This is a genomic window from Zobellella maritima (assembly GCF_003075035.1).
Lineage (GTDB): Bacteria > Pseudomonadota > Gammaproteobacteria > Enterobacterales > Aeromonadaceae > Oceanimonas > Oceanimonas maritima.
The window spans coordinates 2,206,613-2,221,305 of sequence record NZ_QCZE01000001.1 but is presented as its reverse complement, the minus strand read 5'-3'; the positions used below and the strand labels follow the sequence as shown (position 1 = coordinate 2,221,305).

General features: G+C 57.0%; 11 protein-coding genes. 4 read left to right on the top strand and 7 right to left on the bottom strand.

Translation table 11 applies throughout. The features are described from left to right. Positions 1 to 210 precede the first annotated feature (210 nt). A complete protein-coding gene (locus DCS96_RS10225) occupies positions 211 to 1,164 on the top strand; it encodes a LysR substrate-binding domain-containing protein (protein WP_116474165.1) in 954 nt (317 codons plus the stop codon). A 71-nt stretch (positions 1,165 to 1,235) separates the two neighbouring features. On the opposite strand, the gene DCS96_RS10220 is transcribed toward DCS96_RS10225, so the two are convergent. The 5 genes from DCS96_RS10220 to DCS96_RS10200 all read right to left on the bottom strand — a co-directional run bounded on the left by DCS96_RS10220 (position 1,236) and on the right by DCS96_RS10200 (position 8,045). Beyond that, the gene (locus DCS96_RS10220; RefSeq protein ID WP_198649993.1) at positions 1,236 to 1,598 is read right to left on the bottom strand and encodes a RidA family protein; all 363 of its coding nucleotides are present in this window, start codon (positions 1,596 to 1,598) and stop codon (positions 1,236 to 1,238) included. Between the two features lie 155 nt (positions 1,599 to 1,753). After that, entirely contained in the window at positions 1,754 to 3,382 is a 1,629-nt protein-coding gene (locus DCS96_RS10215; RefSeq protein WP_116474163.1) for a BCCT family transporter, read from the bottom strand. 137 nt (positions 3,383 to 3,519) lie between these two features. Next, positions 3,520 to 4,770, bottom strand: a complete 1,251-nt coding sequence (locus tag DCS96_RS10210) for a M24 family metallopeptidase (RefSeq protein WP_116474162.1) — start codon at positions 4,768 to 4,770, stop codon at positions 3,520 to 3,522. A gap of 51 nt (positions 4,771 to 4,821) precedes the next feature. Further along, a complete protein-coding gene (locus tag DCS96_RS10205) occupies positions 4,822 to 6,057 on the bottom strand; it encodes an aromatic ring-hydroxylating oxygenase subunit alpha (RefSeq protein ID WP_116474161.1) in 1,236 nt (411 codons plus the stop codon). 1,376 nt (positions 6,058 to 7,433) lie between these two features. Beyond that, positions 7,434 to 8,045 (bottom strand): LysE family translocator, encoded by a 612-nt coding sequence (locus DCS96_RS10200; protein WP_116474160.1) that lies wholly within the window; start codon positions 8,043 to 8,045, stop codon positions 7,434 to 7,436. 300 nt (positions 8,046 to 8,345) lie between these two features. Between DCS96_RS10200 and DCS96_RS10195 the strand changes: the two genes are divergently transcribed. After that, a complete protein-coding gene (locus DCS96_RS10195; protein WP_116474159.1) occupies positions 8,346 to 8,699 on the top strand; it encodes a DMT family transporter in 354 nt (117 codons plus the stop codon). 2 nt (positions 8,700 to 8,701) lie between these two features. On the opposite strand, the gene DCS96_RS10190 is transcribed toward DCS96_RS10195, so the two are convergent. Next, positions 8,702 to 10,063 (bottom strand): sigma-54-dependent transcriptional regulator, encoded by a 1,362-nt coding sequence (locus DCS96_RS10190; protein WP_116474158.1) that lies wholly within the window; start codon positions 10,061 to 10,063, stop codon positions 8,702 to 8,704. Beyond that, a complete protein-coding gene (locus tag DCS96_RS10185) occupies positions 10,060 to 11,940 on the bottom strand; it encodes a sensor histidine kinase (protein WP_116474157.1) in 1,881 nt (626 codons plus the stop codon). The genes DCS96_RS10190 and DCS96_RS10185 overlap by 4 nt, the downstream gene beginning before the upstream one ends. Positions 11,941 to 12,230: 290 nt before the next feature. On the opposite strand from DCS96_RS10185, the gene DCS96_RS10180 reads away from it, so the two are divergent. Beyond that, complete coding sequence (locus DCS96_RS10180; protein ID WP_116474156.1) at positions 12,231 to 13,637, top strand: cytochrome ubiquinol oxidase subunit I; 1,407 nt, start codon at positions 12,231 to 12,233, stop codon at positions 13,635 to 13,637. 1 nt (position 13,638) lies between these two features. Continuing rightward, a complete protein-coding gene (locus DCS96_RS10175; RefSeq protein ID WP_116474155.1) occupies positions 13,639 to 14,634 on the top strand; it encodes a cytochrome d ubiquinol oxidase subunit II in 996 nt (331 codons plus the stop codon). Positions 14,635 to 14,693: the final 59 nt, after the last annotated feature.

Sequence of the window (14,693 nt, the reverse complement as noted above, 5' to 3'; positions counted from 1 at the left end):
ATAGGTGATGGAACCGATACTAAATTCTGACGAAAACTTTACAATGGATGAATTAGCACCAATTGATTCCGGTAAGGAATGTCAAAATGCGGGTGTTCATTCCGCGATAATTAACTGAAGGGTCTTTGACTCCTGCATTTTTTTAAATGAGACTGGGCCACCTGCAAGTATGATGAAAAGGAATGACTTAAATGACATGGAGTCGGCATAATGAAACCCTTGTTTAAGCAGTTGCCGCCGCTGCAGACCCTGACCTTTTTCGAGGCCGCGGCCAGACACGGCAGTTTTACCCGTGCCGCCGACGAGCTGTGCGTGACCCAGAGTGCGGTCAGCAAGCAGATCAAGCTGCTGGAGGAATACTTAGGGGTAGAGGTGTTTTACCGGGAGCGCCGGCAGGTGATGCTGACCGATGATGGCCAGGAGTTATTTACCGAGGTGAAAATGATGCTGGGACAGCTGGCGGACAGCTGTAACCGGATCCGTTCCCATGTCTACAGCAAGAATGTCACCATCGTATCGACGGTTGCGGTGGCCAATTACTGGCTGTTTCCCCGTATTGCCCGCTTCAACATGGAATACCCGGATATCAACGTCAATATCTATGCCACCGACGAGATCAATGAAGAGCATTGTCGCAAGTCGGATCTGGGCATCCTCTATGGTTATGACCAGTGGCAGACAAACCTGACCGGGCATTACCTTTTTCGCGAACGCATATATCCCATCTGTGCCCATGATATGCCGCTGTCCGAGATAAGTACCCCCGAAGACTTACTGAACAATCGCATTGTTCATTTTGACCCCTTGAAATGGCGCTGGCTGAATTGGGGCGACTGGTTCCGTTACTTCGGCATTCAGTACCATGTTCCCTGTAATGCACTGGTATTCAACCAGGTCCCTCTGGCGATCAATGCCGCCCTGCAGGGCATGGGCATCACCCTGGGCTGGGAGTTCATGCTCAAGGACATGCTGGAAAATCGCTTTATCAAGATAGCCGGAGATTTTTATGTGGAAACCGGCAGGGCCGATTACCTGGTTTACAGCACGGCAAAACCCTTGTCGGCGTCGGCCTGCACCTTTCGTGACTGGCTGATGAATGATGCCCAGATCGATGCAACCCGGCTGGATGCCATCGTCAACAATACCGATGTGCAGCTTGACTGAGCCCGTTACAGGGTCATCGCCTATATGAGAGGGCCCGCCTGTCGGACCCTCTGATTTCTGGGAAATACGACTCAACCCTGTGGCGTTGCCAGCGCCACGGCCTGTACCTCTATCAGGTAGCCGGGGTCGGCCAGTGCCGCCTGAACGCAGGCCCGGGTGGGCTGGTGAGTATTGCCCAGCCAGGCTTCATAGACCGCGTTCATTTCATCGAAATGGCTGATGTCGCTTAGCCAGACATTGACGCTGATTAACCGCGATTTGTCGGAATTGGACGCGGCTAATAATCTCTCAATTTTTGCCAGTACCTCTGTGGTTTGCTGTCGGATATCGCCCTGCAGCTTGTCGGCGACCTGTCCCGACAGGAACACAAAATTATTTACCGCTACCGCCTGGCTCATGCGCGGGCTGCTTTCCTTACGCTGGATAGTTGTCACTTCTCTCTCCGATAGGATCTGTTGGTGCTGGATTAGGGGTGTCCCGAACCATGTAGTCAGTGCATGTGATAGCCGGCTGTTGAGGGCTGCGGCATCATGCACGGTTTCGGGACATATTTGGGGGTTGGAAAGGGCGGGATTCATCCCGCCTCGTATTACGCTGCCTCGCCCTGAATTTTGGCGGCTTTTCTTCTGACAAAGGCGGACTTGAGGGTACCGACACACATCAGCACCATGATCACCGAGAAGGGCAGTGAGCCAATAATCATCGCCTTCTGAATGGCGCCCTGCCCCCCGGCAAACATCAGTGAGCCCACCACCAGGGTCAGGATAGCTCCCCACACCACGCGGTGGCTGACGCCCGGCTGATCGTTACCCCCCGCCATGATGGTATTCAGCACCAGCACGCCGGAGTCCGCTGAGGTGACCAGGTAGGTCAGGATCAGCAGGATCACCATCAGCGACATGAGCGTGGCCGCCTCGGCCGGCAGCAGTTGCTGCAGGGTAACGAACATCTGTGATTCGATGGCTGCGCCCACTATACTGCCGTTGGCACTACCGTTTAGTTCCAGATCCAGGGCGGTACCGCCCAGCAGGGCGAACCACAGGAAACACATCAGGGTCGGGATAATCATGGCGCCCATGACGAATTCCCGTATGGTCCGGCCCCTGGATATACGCGCCAGGAATAGCCCGACGAAAGGAGCAAAGGCGATCCACCAAGCCCAGTACAGTATCGTCCAGCCGGTTTGCCAGGCGCCCAGTTCCGATGTGGTATCCCATATGGTAAAGCTCATTGCCGGCAGCGCGATCAGATAATCGGTCAGACTGCTGATATAGGTTGAGAAAGCAAAGGCGGTGGAGCCGAACAGGATAAACACTGCCAGCAGGATAAAGGACAATGTCAGGTTGATATTACTCAGCCATTTGACGCCCCTGCCGACGCCAGTCATGGCCGACAGGGTCGACAGGCCCATCACCAGCAGCAGGGCGAGTGCCATGGCCGAGCCGGTCGGTTGGCCTTCGTCGTTCAGCAGCCAGGCTGCTCCGGAGACGCTTTCGAAACCGGAAACCAGCTGCAAGACACCGGTACCGACGGTGGTGGAAATCCCCAGCACGGTTGCCACCACCGCAATGATATCGATGGTATGGCCCAGCGAGCCGTTCAGGCGCTCGCCAAACAACGGGGTCAGGGCGGAGCGAATGGTCAGCGGCAGGTTCTGGCGATAGGCGAAATAGGCCATGGCCAGGCCGACAGACACATAGATGCCCCAGGCATGCAGCCCCCAGTGCAGGAAAGTGAAGCGCATGGACGATTCCACCGTCTCGGCAGTCTTGGCACTGACCGCGCCCTTGATCACTTCCGGATTGCCGGCAAAGTGATACATGGGTTCACCGATGGAGTAGAACATCAGCCCTATGCCCATGCCGGCGCCGAACATCATGGCAAACCAGGAGAAGTTGGAGAATTCCGGCCGTTCCTGATCCTGTCCCAACTTTATTTTACCCAGTGGACTAAGGGCCATGAAAAGACAGAAAATAAGGAACAGGCTGACCGAGATAATATAATAGGAATTGAACATCGAAAGGAGTGCGGTATTGATTGCCCCCAGTGTTGTTGCCGCCTTGTCCGGCATCACGATGGCAAACAATACCAGCAAGACGATGATGGCCTTGCTGATAATGGTAATTGTAGGGTTCAGGCCCTTGTAGAATCCCTGTTTGGAGGTGGGGATGTTGACTTCCTGTTCAACGGGACTGTTTGCTATGTTTTCCTTAAGCATTTTTTCTCCTTGTCCACATTAGTATCAATTAATGTGAATCATCCTTGGTAAATTGATGTAGAACCTATAGCTGCCTTAACTGATGTTGAGTGGTAAATGACAAAGGCCGTGGGTCATATCACCCACGGCCCGATGGTTTAGATGAGCCAGCCTTCTTCCCAACGGTAGCTGGAAAGCGGCACACATCCGTTTTTGGTGATCAGTACCTGTTCCTCCAGTTTGATGCCCTCTTTTCCGCCTTCGACGGCGATACAGCTTTCGATGCAGATCGTCATGTTTTCTTCGAGGATGCCGTCATAGCCGGCCTTTTCCCAGTCAGCGCCCGCATGGGCGATGGCCGGGTATTCATCCGCCATGCCGATACCATGGGCCACGCAGCAATAACGGTTCTTGTAGAACTCGTCGGGAATAGGCCAGCTCTTGTCGACAAATTCCTTGATACTCATACCGGCTCTCAATATATCCATGTTGTGGTGTATCTGCTGATAGGCGGCGCTGTAGAGGCGCCGCTGCTCGTCAGTGGGGCGCACATGCCCCACAGTCCAGGCACGGGAGATATCGGCGCAATAGCCGTAGGGACCTATCATGTCGGTATCGAAAGCGATGATCTCCCCTTCGTTCATGACCCGGTTGCTGCATTCCTGCATCCAGGGATTGGTGCGCGGACCGGAGGCCAGCAGACGGGTTTCGATCCACTCGCCGCCATGGCGGATGTTCTCGAAATGCAGGTAGGCCCACAGCTCCTGTTCGGTCATGCCCGGGCGAAGTTCGTCGGACATGCGCTGTATGCCGTGTTCGCAGACGGTGATGGTCCATTTCATCAGCTCAAGCTCTTCCGCCGATTTTACGGCGCGAGCCTGTTCCAGCAGGGGCTGTCCCTGCTGCAGCTGGACACCCAGGGCATTGAGGCAGGGCACGCCTTCCGGCTCCATCTTGTCGACCGCCAGGCGCATGTTGCCCCCCCCGTGCTGGCGGAGCAGATCGGCGATCTCCGCCGCCCATACTTTCGCCTTTTCCGATACCCGGGGGCCGGCACCGAAGTAGGCCCAGTTGATGGCCAGGCGCACTTCATCCACGGTTTCCAGGTGTTCGCAAAGGTGCTCGCAGTTGTGGAATTCCCAGATGATCACCGGGCCATCGGCAAAGACCATGGCGTAACGGGAAGCATTGTGGGCAGTCCAGATCTGCATATTGGATGCATCGGTGGCATATCTGATATTGACAGGGTCATAGAGCAGCACGGCTGCACAGTCATTTTTGACCAGCTGCTCCCGGACCCGTCGCAGGCGATAGGCCCTGGCCGCCTTGTGCACGTCTTCCGTGACCGGGTTTCTGAGCGACTGATCCCGGGCAACATCATTGAGATAGCTATTCTTGGTTTCGAACATGTTTTTCCTGCCTGAAAAATACGCGACTAAGACGATGAAAACCCGATTCCGTTAAATTCCTGATTGCAACTGCTTGATGTACCAGCCGATGAAATTCATCACCAGGCCCTCGGTTTCTTCCGAATACTGTCCCGGCTGGTAGGCGTCGGAACGAATGCCGGCGTGGTTGATTTCCGCCAGCCACCTGTCCTGATCATTGGTCTTGACCCACACATGAGTCAGGTTATCCAGGTCATAATCGACCCCTTCCCGGGCGTCTTCATGCACCAGCCAGCGGGTACGTACCAGGGTTTCGTCTTCCGAAATGGGAATGGCCATGGTGGTGACCACATGATCACACATGAAGTGGTGCCAGGAGTTGTAATGGGTCCACATGGACAGGTCGCTGTTATCCGGTTTGCTGAAGCCGGGCAGTAGCTTCTGGCAGGCCAGCTCGCCGTTCATGGTCTGTGACAGGGCGCCGTGTTCCAGGATCATCATCATGGCGCGATACCAGCGATCTTCGGTCAGATCCAGCGGCTCGTGGGTCATGCCCATACTATCCCACTGGGGGCGCTTGACCGCATAGGCCTCGTCGATTTTTTCGGCGACGGCGGCGGCTTCACGGGGATCGTCCGGCCAGCCGAAACCGGCGCCGAACGGCGGCCAGCTTTTCAGCAGCTCGGGGTGGTTGGCGTTGCAGTGGTAGCACTCCCGGTTATTTTCCACCACCAGCTTCCAGTTAGCCTTTTCGATAATGTCGATTTCCTTGGCGACCTTGAGCTTATCGAGCTGATAGAAGCCGATATAGGGAGCCAGATCCGCCTTCATCTTCTCGATGTCGGTATAGGAGGGATCTTCGGACAGGTTGATAAACAGCAGGCCGGCGATCGACTCGATGGCGACGGGCTTGAGGCCATTGCCCTTGCAGGAGAAGGACTCGCCCATGCGTCCGGCGTAGATTAAATCGCCGTTCAGGTTATATGTCCACTGGTGGTAGGGGCAGACCAGGTTGGGCACATTGCCTTTTTCAGTGGTACAGATCTGGGCGCCTCTGTGGCGGCAGGAGTTATGGAAGGCGCGGATCTCGCCCTGTTGATCCCGCACCAAAATGATGGAGTTGTTATCCACCTGGACTACCCTGAATTCGCCTTTCTTCTTGAATTCGGATACCACTCCGACATAAATCCAGGTCTTTTTGAATACTTGCTCGATATCGAATTTGAATATTTCTTTTGAGGTATAGAACTCAGCCGGCAATCCCTGCCCATGGCGATATTGACGTAACAGCTCAGCGATGTTTTCCATTGTTCTTTCCTCGAAAATAATCTATTTATGCCAAGAGGTAAAATAAAACAGTCAATACTTATCCGGCTGATAAGCAGGATGCTTAATATGTCAGAACCAATTATGATTCACGTCTTTTTAAGCGCTGCCGTGAATCGCTTTATTTAAATAACAGTTCCCAAATATGCCACAGAGGCCAAGTCGGCATACAGGTCGCAGTAACCCCACCCTTGCCGCGGAGGGGCTGCTTACTGGCACCTGACACTTGCCTCGACATGGTGCGGCATGTGTATCAGTTGGTTAAAGCAGAACAGCTGGCCTTCCCTGTGCTTTACAGTGAATGCATTGTTCATTAACAAATCGTTATCATCAAGTGACATATAAGACTCTATTGATGAGTGACTGGAATGTATCGAGAGGGGGCGATGATATCTATTGAGGATATCATCAAAAAAAGCAAAATTTGTTTGTCTATTAAAAATCTCATTCTCAATTACGACCTGATCATTTCAAAGTGCGAAGTCCTACATGCGGCTATCTATACGCCTATATCATCAAAATAAAAATTGTCACAGGTCATGGCCGGCGAGCCGTCATGGTGGACGAGAGAGACCGCTTGTCGAGCCCCGGTTAGAGATCAAGTTTCTGGTAAAATGCAGCCAAATAAACCGGGTGCCGCACCCAGGCACGCAGTGAAGATATGACACTCGATGTTTCAAGACACTGCCTACATTCACCGGAACTTCGGTCGGGGGGAAACACCTTGTCACGGCGAGCAAGCTAGCCCCCATATAGGGTTTATGGCAAGTCTGCGTTCGAGCCTGATAATGAGGAATAGTTATTTAGGGGTCTACCATTCGGAGCAGCTATACAAGTCCAGTAAATGTATGGTTAATGGGATCTGGCGGGTCGTCAATATTGGTGCACAAAGCCCGACATATCAGCCTGTTATACTTAAAGCTATATTTGTCAGACTGGGAATGACTATAAACAGGCGGGGGAGGTAAAGCTATTCAATAGAAATAATCCGTGCTTAAGTTTTTTATTTTCGATGTCAATGATTTGTTTATTGTAAGTGAGTGAGGGGGCGCGATATAAGCTGGCAGCTGACGCCGTGATATTAATTATGTTACATCGGATGAGCAGCTTTACTTATATATTAGCCAGTGCTGATTCTGGTCGGTACGGTTTACGGACTTTCGTTGGCCAATACCAACTTTTCCTGGGAGCAAAGGCCGGCATCTCGATCTTAAATAACTGATTCACATACCACACCATGTCGAGACAGAGGTCTGGACTCGATAAGCCGACCCTCCAAGCCGGGGATATCGACTGCTCGTTTAATGAATGAGGCATAATTGCTGTTTGCTCCAGATATCGGCGGGCCCAACTCATCTTCAGCGGGCCAGCGGCAGCCAGCCGCCGAGCAGCATGAACAAGCCGGCGCAGGTGCGGTTGAAGCGCCGTCCGCTGCGGGCCAGCCAAGCGCGGGTGCGTTGGGCAAAGCTGGCAATCAGTAGCTCGGTGACAAACTCGGTCAGCGCGAAGGTGGCCGCCATCACCATAAACTGGATCACCAGCTCGCGCTCGGGATCGATGAATTGTGGCAGGAAGGCGGCGAAAAACAGCACCGCCTTGGGGTTGGTCAGCGCCGACAACAGGCCCTGGCGAAACAGGGAATAGCCGCTGCGATGGCCGCCCGGGTCGTTCTGTCCGGCGGTGGGGGCGGGGGCTCGCCAGAGCTGGATACCGAGCCAGACAAGATAGGCGCCACCGATGATTTTCAGGGCCGTAAACAGTGTTGCCGAGGCCTGCAGCAAGGCTCCTATCCCGAACAGCGACAAGGCAATGACGAGGGTAAAGCCGAGGGCTCCTCCGGCCACGGTAAACAGCGTCTTGCGCCGGCCATAGAGGGCGCCGTGGGTCAGTGCCAACAAGGTGTTGGGACCAGGGGTGAGGGACAGGCCGATCATGGCGGCCAGATAGATAAGCCAGGTGTCCAGAGCCATTGAAATATCTTAATGAGGATGATGTGTCTGCTTTTTACCCTAACGATTGGCATGGATCAATGCGCTTGTTGCGACCCATCAATCATTTAACATTGTTAAGTGGTAAAACGGACAGGGACAGCGAATCTGTCCTCTTGCTCAAGGTACGTTTTCTCCCGGAGCCGGGAGGCGGTACAAGGGCCATCTACCCTATGCAGCGACAGTACTTTTCTTGGCATTTCGAGATGAAATTCATGGCATCTTTACCATGAAAGGGTAAGCTGGCGGGCTGATGAGTCTGTGTTTGATGGGAGCGTAGCCATGGTGCACATGTTAGCCGCAATTCCGCCGATGACGGCGCTGGTGATCGCCATTGTCTGCGAGGTGATTGCCACCTCCATGTTGCCGAAGACCCAGCAGTTTACCCAGCCGTTGGCCACGGCCCTTGTCTTGCTGGGTTACGGTGCGGCCTTCCTGCTGCTGTCGATTACGGTGAAGACGGTGCCCATCGGCATTGCCTATGCTATCTGGTGCGGCGCCGGTATCGTGCTGGTCGCCCTGATCAGCTGGCTGTGGCACGGCCAGCAGCTGGACGGTTTCGCCATCCTGGGCATTGGCCTGATCCTGGCAGGCACGGCGGTGATTAACCTGTTCTCTTCGGCGGTGCAGCACTGAGCCTACAGCCCATAGCGCTCTATCTTCTTCAGCAGTCCCTGGCGCGACAGGCCTAGGGCCTGGGCGGCGTGGGTGCGGTTGTTATCGAACCGGGCCAGGGCGTCGCTGATAAGCGTTATTTCCAGCGCCCGCACCTGGGCATCCAGGCTGTCGCCCGGGCGGGCGAGGGACGGGGTCGCTTGCGGCTGGGCATCAGGATACAGCAGGGCTATATCCTCCAGGCTGATGACGTTGCCCTGGGCGATGGCGGCCACGCTGTCGAGGGCACTTTTCAGTTCGCGCACATTGCCCGGCCAGTCACGGTGGATAAACCAGTCAAAGGCCTGGGTATCGGGGCGCAGACCAGGTGGGGTGCCTGCGTTGTTCTGCTGTTCGAGAAAATGGCTGATCAGCAGGGGGATGTCCTCGGGGCGCTCGGCCAGGGGGCGGGTCTCTATGGTCACCCCCTTGATGCGATAGAACAGATCCTCACGAAATTCGCCCTTGGCCACCTTGTCGGGCAGGTCTGCATTGGTGGCCGACACCAGCCTTACATCTATGGTTTCCAGGGTGCGCCCGCCCACCGGGTAAAAGCTACCTTCCTGCAGCACCCGTAGCAATTTCACCTGCATGGCCAGCGGCATTTCGCCGATTTCGTCCAGAAACAAGGTACCGCCGTCGGCCAGCTTGAGCAGGCCGTCGCGGGCCTTGTCGGCGCCGGTAAAGGCCCCCTTGGTATGGCCGAACAGCTCGCTTTCCAGCAGCTCGGCGGGAATGGCCCCGCAGTGTACCGAGATAAAAGGGGCGCCGGCACGTTGGCTGAGATCGTGGATGGCTTTTGAGATCACTTCCTTGCCGGTGCCCGAGGGGCCGGTCACCAGTACCCGCACATCGGTGGGCGCGATGCGTTGTACCAGGGCGCGAATATTTTCCATCGACGGCGAGGCGCCGATCAGGGTATTGAGGGCGGATGTCTTGCCCAGGTTTTGCTTGAGCGTGCTCAGCTCCCGGGCCAGCTGATGCTTGGTCAGCGCCCGCTTGACCACCACCGCCAGCATGTCCGGGTCGATCGGTTTGGTGAGAAAATCCCAGGCGCCCTGACGCAGGGCCTCCAGCGCCAGTTCCCGCTCGCCGTGTCCGGTGAGGATGATCACCGGCCGGTCGGCAAAGCGGGGCAGGGCCGCCAGGGTGTGCATGGGATCGAAGTGGGGCGGCAGGGACAGGTCCAGCAGAATAAGATCGGCGTCGAATGTCTGTAGCCGGGTTTCAAGAGCAGACAGCTCGGCGCCGGTTTCCACTTGATAGCCGGCGGCGCTCAGCCACTGACCGCAGAGGGTGCAAAAGGCAGGTTCATCGTCGATCAGCAGTATGCGCGGCAGGTTCATGTGTTGTCATCCTCGGGAAAAAGCAGTTCAAAGCTGACGTTCCAGCCCAGATCGTTACGGTAACGGATTCGGCCGCCATGGGCATCCATGATGCGGCGCACTATGGCCAGCCCCAGCCCGCTGCCACCGCTGCGTTTGCTGACAAAGGGCCGGAACAGGCTGTGGCGCATCTCGGGGGCAAGCGTGGGGCCATTGTTATGCACCCGTATGCTGCCGACACGCTCTCCTGTCTCGATACGGATAATGCCGCCGTCCTGGTTGCGGACAAAGGCCAGGGCATTGTCGATCAGGTTGGTAAATACCTGCTGCAGCCGGTAGGGATCGGCGTTAACGACCAGATCGGCGGGCAGGGTGCACTCGAGCCGGGCCAGCTGCCAGTCAAACTGCTGACTCAGGCTGTCGATCAATGCTTTCAGCCGCACCGGCTGGCGCTGGATCTGGATACGGCCCGAATAGGACAACATATCGGAGATCAGCCGGTCGGCACGCTTGAGCTGGCTCTGGATCATGGCCTTGCGATCGGCGTCCAGGCCCGCCGAGGCCATGGAGATAATATTGAGCGGGTTGCGCATTTCATGAGCCATGGCGGCGGACAGGCCGCCCAGCTCGACCAGGTGCTGCTCGGCCAGCCGTTTGCGTTCGGCTTCCGCTAGTTGCAGGGAGCGTTCAAGTACGCCGCAGCGGGTAGCCAGCAGGGAGGCGAATACCTCGGCGGCCAGGCGCAGCCCGGGGGTGACGTCGTCCCATCCCGCCAGCTGGGAGCGCCAACCCTGGGACTGATGATGGCAGCTCAGGCGGGGGGACGGGAGGGTGTCAGGGCTATGGGTGAGCGGTTCTCCCTGCTGATAAAGGTGCACCGAGATGGGTTGGCCCATCTGGCGGGAGATCAGGGTTTCGGCGATGGTTGCCAGCTCCGGCCAGCTGTTGGCCTGACGCAACTGGGCCAGCCAGGTGTCGAGCAGCTGCTCGTTGAGGTGAATGCCCGGATAGATCAGCCGCTCGACCAGTTTACCAACCGGCTGGTACAGAGCCACCGCCAGGGTCAGCATCAGCATGGAATAGAGCCAGAGCTGCCATTTGGGCACATTGGCCAGGGCCTGCATGCCGAATTGTCCGGCGAGCGAACTGAGCAGGGCGATCAGGCCCAGCACCAGCAGTGTCATCAGGGTCCATAGCAGGGCCCGGTTGGCCCAGGCATTGATCTCGAGCATTTGGTAGCGCACCACCCCGTAGACCAGCAGCACTATGTAGGAAGGCAGCAGCAGCATGGGGTAGGGGTACCAATAGAGCCCGAGGGAGGGAAAGATAAAGCTGGTGGCCAGTAGCAGGCCCCAGGCTCCGGCGACAAACATGGCGGCGATAGAGCGGCGGCGGTTGCCCCTGTGGATGCTGAAGCCCCACAGCAGGATGGCGTGGGCCAATATGCCGATGATGACCGTGTAGGCAATATTGAACCAGCCGGCGCTCTGGAATACGAAATAATGACGGAAGTGGCCGAATTCGATCACCTTGCCGCCGGTGAGCAGCAGGCTCAGCACGATCACCAGCAGGCTGGTCGAGTAGAGCAGGCCCCGCCGGCGAGCCAGCCAGTTCAGCCAGGAGCGGCTGCCCGCCCCCTGATTGACAAAGCCGATGGCGAAGTCGAGGAAAAAGGTCGGCATCAGTGGATTAGTGAGGATGAGCGCGGTGCCCAGCGTCTCCAGGCCGTGAAAGACGGCGACATGACCGGCGCACCAGAGTGCCATCATAATGCCGAAACCGGCCAGCGCCTTCATGCTGCGCTGGCGGCGAGCTCGCGAAAACAGCCAGGCCGACACCATCAGGGCGCAGGCGCTGGTCAGTATCATCATCACTTCGAAGGCAATATCCAGCGCCATGATCCGGTTCCACCCTGTAAACATTGTTGACACTTAACAGCCCGGGAACTGTAAACCTTGTTGTCGGTCGGGGCAAGTTTTCGCCATTTTTTTGATCCAGGGCAAGGCAGGGCAGAGTGATGGTGCTTATGGCATGGTTTCTGCATTTGAGTGGTCATCATCAGATAAAGGAATGACTTATCATGGATATGACTGCGTTAGTAATTGAGTTTTCTGCCATCTTTATCGTGCTTTTGCTGGCTACCCTGCCTGCGTTAATCAACCGTTACCATCGTCGTTAAGGGGGAGTAATGGAGTTAGATGCCGCCATACTGTCGCGAATCCAGTTCGCCTTTACGGTCAGTTTTCATATCATTTTTCCGTCGATCACCATCGGCCTGGCCACTGCCATCGCCATCTGGGAAGGCTTGTGGCTGAAGACCCGCAATCCGCTGTACTTCCAGCTGGCCAAGTTCTGGATCAAGCCGTTCGCCATCACCTTCGGTATGGGAGTGGTCAGCGGCATTGTGCTGTCCTACGAGTTCGGCACTAACTTTTCCCGTTTTTCCGAGATCACCGGCCCTGTGCTGGGGCCGCTGATGGCCTATGAGGTACTGACCGCCTTCTTCCTGGAGGCCGGTTTCCTCGGCGTCATGCTGTTCGGCTGGCAGCGGGTCAGCGAAAAGCTGCACTTTTTCGCCACCTGTGTGGTGGCGGTGGGCACCTGGATCTCGGCCTTCTGGATCATCGCCGCCAATTCCTGGATGCAGACCCCGGCCGGCTATGAAATCGTCGATGGCCGGTTCGAGGTCACCAGCTGGCTGGAGGTGGTGTTCAACCCCTCCATGCCGTACCGGCTGATGCATATGCTGCTGGCGGCGCTGCTCACCGGCACCTTTGTGGTGGCCGGGGTCAGCGCTTGGTACCTGCGGCACAACCGGAACCGGGCCTTCGCCAAAAAAGGCCTGTCGATGGCCCTGTGGGCGGCGCTGATACTGGCGCCGGTCCAGGCGCTGGTGGGCGATTATCATGGCCTTAACGTGAAAGAGCACCAGCCGATCAAGCTGGCGGCGATGGAGGGCATCTGGCCCGAACAGGAAGCTGGTGTGCCGTTGCTGTTGTTTGCCGTGCCCGATATGGAAGCCGAGACCAACCGTTTTGAAATTGCCATACCCAAGCTGGCGTCGCTTATTCTGACCCACGATCTGGACGGCGAGCTACAGGGGCTCAAGTCGGTGCCTGCCGACCAGCGTCCCAATGTGCCGCTGGTGTTCTATTCGTTCCGGGTGATGGTCGGCCTGGGCGTGTTGATGATAGGGGTGGCGCTACTCGGCCTGCTGCTGCGGCGCAAGGAACGCTGGTGTCGGCATCGGGGCTTCCTGGCCCTGGTCAACCTGATGATACCGGCCGGTGTGCTGGCCACGCTGGCCGGTTGGTATGTGGTCGAGGTGGGCCGTCAGCCCTGGCTGGTACAGGGGTTGGTGCGCACCATGGAGGTGGTGTCGCCGTTGCCGGCGGAGCGGGTGCTGTTCTCGCTCACCCTGTTTGTGCTGACCTACAGTCTGCTGTTGTGCGTGTATCTGTATTTTATGGCCAAGCTGATCCGCAAGGGGCCGCCGGATCGGGAGCATTTGGAGCAGCACCTGATCGGCGTGAATGCCCCCGGCTTTGCCCTGGAATGGGTAAAGGACATCAAACACCAGAAGGCGGAGGCATAACATGGATTTAGCGCTGTTTTATTACCTGCTGCTCGGCTTTGCCGTGCTGATGTACGTGGTGCTGGACGGCTTCGACCTGGGGCTGGGTATCCTCTATCCCTGGTTCAAGGGGGAGGGAGAACGGGATCATATGATGCGCTCTATCTCCCATGTGTGGGACGGCAATGAAACCTGGCTGGTGTTCGGCGGCGTAGTGCTGTTCGCGGCCTTTCCCGCCGCCTACTCCGGGCTGCTGGCGACCATGTATACCCCCATCATCATCATGCTGATCGGGCTGATTTTCCGGGGCGTGGCGTTCGAATACCGCTTCAAGTCTCATCGATCCAAGCCCTGGTGGGATCTGTCCTTCTTCATCGGTTCCACGGTGGCGGCCTTTTGTCAGGGGCTGATCCTGGGCGCCGTGGTGCAGGGCGTGGAAGGGGGCGTCGGCGAGGCCGGCACCCTGGACTGGTTGTCGGCGTTCTCGGTGTTTACCGGTTTTGCGGTGCTGGTGGCCTATGCCCTGCTGGCCTGTTGCTACCTGGTGCTGAAGAGCCGCGGCGCCATCATGGCCCGGGCTGCCCATCTGGGCCGCAAGCTGGTGGTGGCGATCATGGCTATCCTGGTGATCGTCAGTCTGTGGACCCTGGTGGATAATGCCGAGGTACGGGCCCGCTGGTTCGACGGCCTCAACTTCTTGTGGCTGTCGCCGCTGCCGTTGCTCAGCGGCCTGCTCGGCTGGCTGCTGTACCGGGATCTGGACGGCAAGCCCCATGAGACCCGTCCCTTCTGGCTGGCGGTGGGGCTGTTCATTATGGGCTTTATCGGCCTGGTGGTGGGCCTGTTCCCCTACCTGATCCCCCATCAGCTGACCCTGTGGCAGGCCAGCGCCCCCGACTCCAGCCTGCTGTTCCTGCTGCCGGGGATCTTTATCTTCCTGCCGCTGATCTGCGCCTATACCCTGTGGGGCTATCGCATCTTCGCCGGCAAGGTGGAAGACTTCGAGGAGGGCTACTGATGCAACCCAACAAGCGGCAGTGGCGCTGGTTCGCCGGTCTCTACGGCATCAGCCTGCTG